This window comes from Paraconexibacter sp. (assembly GCF_041602235.1).
GTDB lineage: Bacteria > Actinomycetota > Thermoleophilia > Solirubrobacterales > Solirubrobacteraceae > Paraconexibacter.
In genome coordinates this window covers 1-4,198 of record NZ_JBFIGP010000309.1, presented here as the reverse complement: position 1 = coordinate 4,198, position 4,198 = coordinate 1, and the positions used below count along the sequence as shown (strand labels likewise).

Annotated in this window: 3 protein-coding genes; all 3 read left to right on the top strand. The window is 71.9% G+C overall.

All coding sequences use genetic code 11. The annotated features are described in order from the left end of the window. Positions 1-2,110, top strand: a 2,110-nt coding sequence (locus ABYE80_RS17715; protein WP_372791631.1) for a CocE/NonD family hydrolase, incomplete at its 5' end; no start/stop codon positions are given. Positions 2,111-2,181: 71 nt separating this feature from the next. Continuing rightward, complete coding sequence (locus ABYE80_RS17710; protein ID WP_372791630.1) at positions 2,182-3,750, top strand: alkaline phosphatase; 1,569 nt, start codon at positions 2,182-2,184, stop codon at positions 3,748-3,750. Positions 3,751-3,832: 82 nt separating this feature from the next. Next, the coding region (locus ABYE80_RS17705; RefSeq protein WP_372791629.1) for a DEAD/DEAH box helicase at positions 3,833-4,198 on the top strand (366 nt) is incomplete at its 3' end.

Sequence of the window (4,198 nt, the reverse complement as noted above, 5' to 3'; positions counted from 1 at the left end):
GTCGGCAGCGCGTCTGCGGGACGCGTGGTGCACAGCCGTGACGCTCGTCACGGTCTGCGGTCTCCTCGCCGCCCCCGCCCCGGCGGCAGGCCCCGAGCTCACACAGGGGCCCGACGACCATCCGGCCGTTCACAAGACCGCCGACGTCCCGATCGTGATGAGCGACGGCGTCACGCTGCTGGCGGACATCTACCGGCCCGCCCGGGCCGATGGGAGCCCCGTCGAGCAGCGCTTCCCGGTCGTGCTCGGGCAGAAGCCCTACAACAAGAACTCCCCGGCGTTCGGCGGTGTGGTCGAGACGTTCGTCAGGCACGGCTACGTGCACGTGATCGTCGACGTGCGCGGTACCGGGAACTCGGGCGGTCACTGGGACTCGTTCGGACCGCGGGAGCAGCAGGACTCCCGTGAGATCGCCGCGTGGCTCGTGCAACAGCCGTTCTCCGACGGCAGGTGGGCGACCTACGGCACGTCCTACATGGCCATCAACCAGTTCTTCACCGGCGCGGCGCGTCCCGCCGGGCTGAAGGCGATGTTCCCGATCATCCCGGCCCAGGACGTCTACCGGGACGTCATCTGGCACGGGGGCAGCATCGACGCCGGGTTCATCCCGCTGTGGATGGGCGCCGTCACGGGGCTCGGGGCCCTGCCGGTCGGCGCGGCCACCTCCGATCCCGCCCAGGCCGCTGCGGCGCTCATGGACCACGTCCAGGGGGCGGCCCGCTTCCAGGTCCCCGCGGCCGCGAGCATGGCCGGGGGAGGCGACCTCGCCTACGACGGGGACTTCTACCGCCAGCGCTCCCCGGGGACGGTCGCCGACCGCATCGACGTGCCCACCTTCGTGGTCGGCGGCTGGTGGGACCTGTTCCAGCGCGGTGAGCCCCTCCTGTACCAGCAGCTCGACCTGCCCGCCGGCCGCAAGCAGCTCCTGATGGGGCCCTGGTACCACATCACCGCAGGTCGAGGTCTGGGCGCGAAGGACACGCCGCCCACGCTCGAGACCCTGGCGCTGGCGTGGTTCGACCGGTGGGTGAAGGGCGAGCGCAACGGCGTCGAGGACTTCGGTCCGGTGACGCTCTACGAGATCGGATCGGGACGCTGGACCACGCAGCGCGCGTACCCGGGGGCGCTCGAGTACCGCCGTCTGTACCTGACGCCGAAGAAGAGCGGCACGTCGGGCAACTCCGTCAACGACGGGACCCTCGCCTCGGGCCCGCCCGAGAGCGCCTCCAGCGTCACGAACCCCGCCAATCCGGTCGCGGGCGTCTGCTCCCGCTCCAGCGCGCAGTGGACGGCCGGCGCGTTCACCCCGGGACAGCAGTGCGAGTCCGACAACCGCGTCAACGAGACGGGCGCGCTCGTGTTCACCTCGCCGCCGCTCGGGGCGGACACCCGCGTCTCCGGCCCGCTCGGACTGACCCTGCGGGCCTCGACGACGGCGCGGGACACGACGTGGATCGCCACCGTGACCGACGTGGCCCCGTCCGGCGAGTCCAACGAACTGACGATGGGCTGGCTGATGCCCTCGCGACGCGCGGTCGATCGCGCGCGGTCGACGGTCACGCCCGACGGGGATCTCGTGGCGCCCTTCCACCCGTTCACCCGGGAGAGCCTGCAGCCGGTCACCCCGGGGAAGCTCGAGACGCTCAACGTGGAGCTGTTCGGCACGAACGCCCTGCTGCGCAAGGGGCACCGCCTGCGCCTGGCGCTCACGAACGGGGACATCCCGCATCTGCTCGCCACGGCACCCGACGCCGTGGCGCAGATCGGTGCCGTCAACACGGTCGCGATGGACCCCAGGTCCCCGAGCTTCCTGACCTTCGGCGTGCTGCCGGACGACTCGCTGCTGGCGCGGCGGCGGGCGTGCGCGAGCCGCCGGCGGTTCAGCATCCGGGTCCGCGAGCCCCGCCGCGGCGTGAGGCTGCGATCCGTCAGGGTCCGGGTCGACGGGCGTGCAGCGAAGGTCCGCCGCTCCCGGGGACGCTGGACAGCAGTCGTCGACCTGCGTGGCAAGCGCAAGGGGCGCTACCGCGTGACGGTGACCGCCGAGGGCAGCGACGGGCGCGTGTACCGCGACGACCGCCGCTACCGGACCTGTGCCGGGCGCCGATGAGCGGGGCACCGACTCGCGGTTTCACGCCGCGTTCACACGATCGTCCCTCGGATGCTCCTGAATACGGACCCATGACCGCGGACATGACACGGCGGACCGCCCTGCGCCTCGGCGTGGGCACCGCGCTCGGGGCCACCGCACTCGCCGCAGCGGATCCGGTCGCCGCCGCCGCGGCGCGTCGCGCACGGCGGCGGACGCAGCTCCTGCGCGGCGGCACGTTCCCGACCGGTGTGATCTCCGGCGCGCCGCTCACGGACGGGGCGGTGCTCATGACGCGGGTCGATGGCATCGAGCGAGCGGGGCTGCTCGAGATCGAGGTGTCGTCGGACCCGGACTTCCGGCGTGTCCTGCTGCGCCAGCGCACGCGCGCGGCTCCCATCCGCGACTACTGCGCCAAGCGTCTCGTCCGCTCGTCGAAGCTGCGCCCCGGCGAGCAGTACTGGTACCGCTTCGTGACGCGGGATGGCTCCTCGCCGGTCGGACGCTTCCGTACGGCGCTGCCGCCCGATTCGCGGGAGCCCGTGCGCATCGGGTTCTTCTCGTGTCAGAAGTGGCACCAGGGGTACTTCACCGCCCACGCCGGTCTTGCCGCCGAGGACGACCTCGATCTGGTGGTGAGCCTCGGCGACTACGTCTACGAGGAGCCGGCGGAGCGCCGCCTCGTCGAGGATCGGCGGGACGAGACCGGCGCGCTGGGTGACGGTGACGTGCAGTCCCTCGCCGAGTACCGGCAGAAGTACCGGCTGTACCAGTCCGACGAGCACCTGCGCGCGATGCACGCCGCGCACCCGCTCGTGGCCATCTGGGACGACCACGAGGCCGAGGACGACTACGCGGCCGACCACGAGGGTGACCCCCTGCGCGAGCGGCGCGTGCCCTTCGCGGAGCGCAGACGGGCCGGCTACCTCTCGTTCTTCGAGCACCTCCCGATGCCGCGCTTCCGCGACGACGGCTTCCGGCTGTACCGGTCGATGCGTGTGGGGCAGGCCGAGATCTTCATGCTCGACACCCGCCAGTACCGCGACGCCCTGGCGTGCCCCAGCGCCTCGCCGTGCCCCCAGGCCGGAGCGCCCGGACGGTCGATCCTGGGCGAGCGCCAGCGTCGCTGGCTGGGCGACGGACTGCGGGACAGCCGGGCGGCGTGGAAGGTGATCGCCAACCAGGTGATGATGATGGGGCTCGACGTGCCCACGGGGATCCCGTTCAACGCCGACCAGTGGGACGGCTACGCCGCCGAGCGCCAGAGCCTGCTCGAGGAGGCGCTGAGGGGCGGGGTCCAGGACATCACGGTCCTGACCGGCGACATCCACACGTTCTTCGCCGGAACGGTGACGACGACCGGACGCATCGGCGGGACCCCGGCCGCCACCGAGTTCATCGGTGGCTCGATCACCTCGACAGGGATCCGGGAGAGCGTGCCCGCCGACCCGGTCGTCACCGAGAACGGCCTGCGGGCGATGAACCCGCACATCGAGTACGTCGAGGTCTCCTCGCGCGGGTACGGCGTGATGGAGGTGCGTCCCGATGAACTCGTGGTCACCTACCGCCGGCCCAGGACGGTCTTCGAGCCTCGGTCGCAGGTCGAGGATCTGGCCCGCTTCAGGGTCGGACGGGGCTCGACGCGCGTGGAGCGCACCTGACCGCGACCCGCGCGGCACTCGACCAGGCTCCGAGGGGCCGGACCGGCGCTCGGACGGCGACCGCTAGCGTGGGAGCAACCGCATGACCCTGCTCGACGCCCTTCCCAGAGGCTCCACCGCCGATGAGCTCTACGACGCCTTCACGGCGTGGGCTCAGGAGCAGGGCCTGGAGCTCTATCCCCATCAGGACGAGGCGGCGATCGAGCTCTTCAGCGGGAGCAACGTGGTGCTCGCCACGCCGACGGGCTCGGGGAAGTCGCTCGTGGCCGTGGCGGCGCACTTCGCCGCGCTGGCCGACGACCGCACGACGTTCTACACGGCGCCCATCAAGGCTCTCGTCTCCGAGAAGTTCTTCGCGCTGTGCGAGACGTTCGGGGCGGACAACGTCGGGATGCTCACGGGCGACGCCTCCGTCAACCCGCAGGCGCCGATCATCTGCTGTACCGCC

What these genes read in the sequence shown, in the direction of transcription:
- ABYE80_RS17710 (WP_372791630.1), top strand. Translation starts at nt 2,182, where the DNA reads ATGACCGCGGACATGACACGGCGGACCGCCCTGCGCCTCGGCGTGGGC.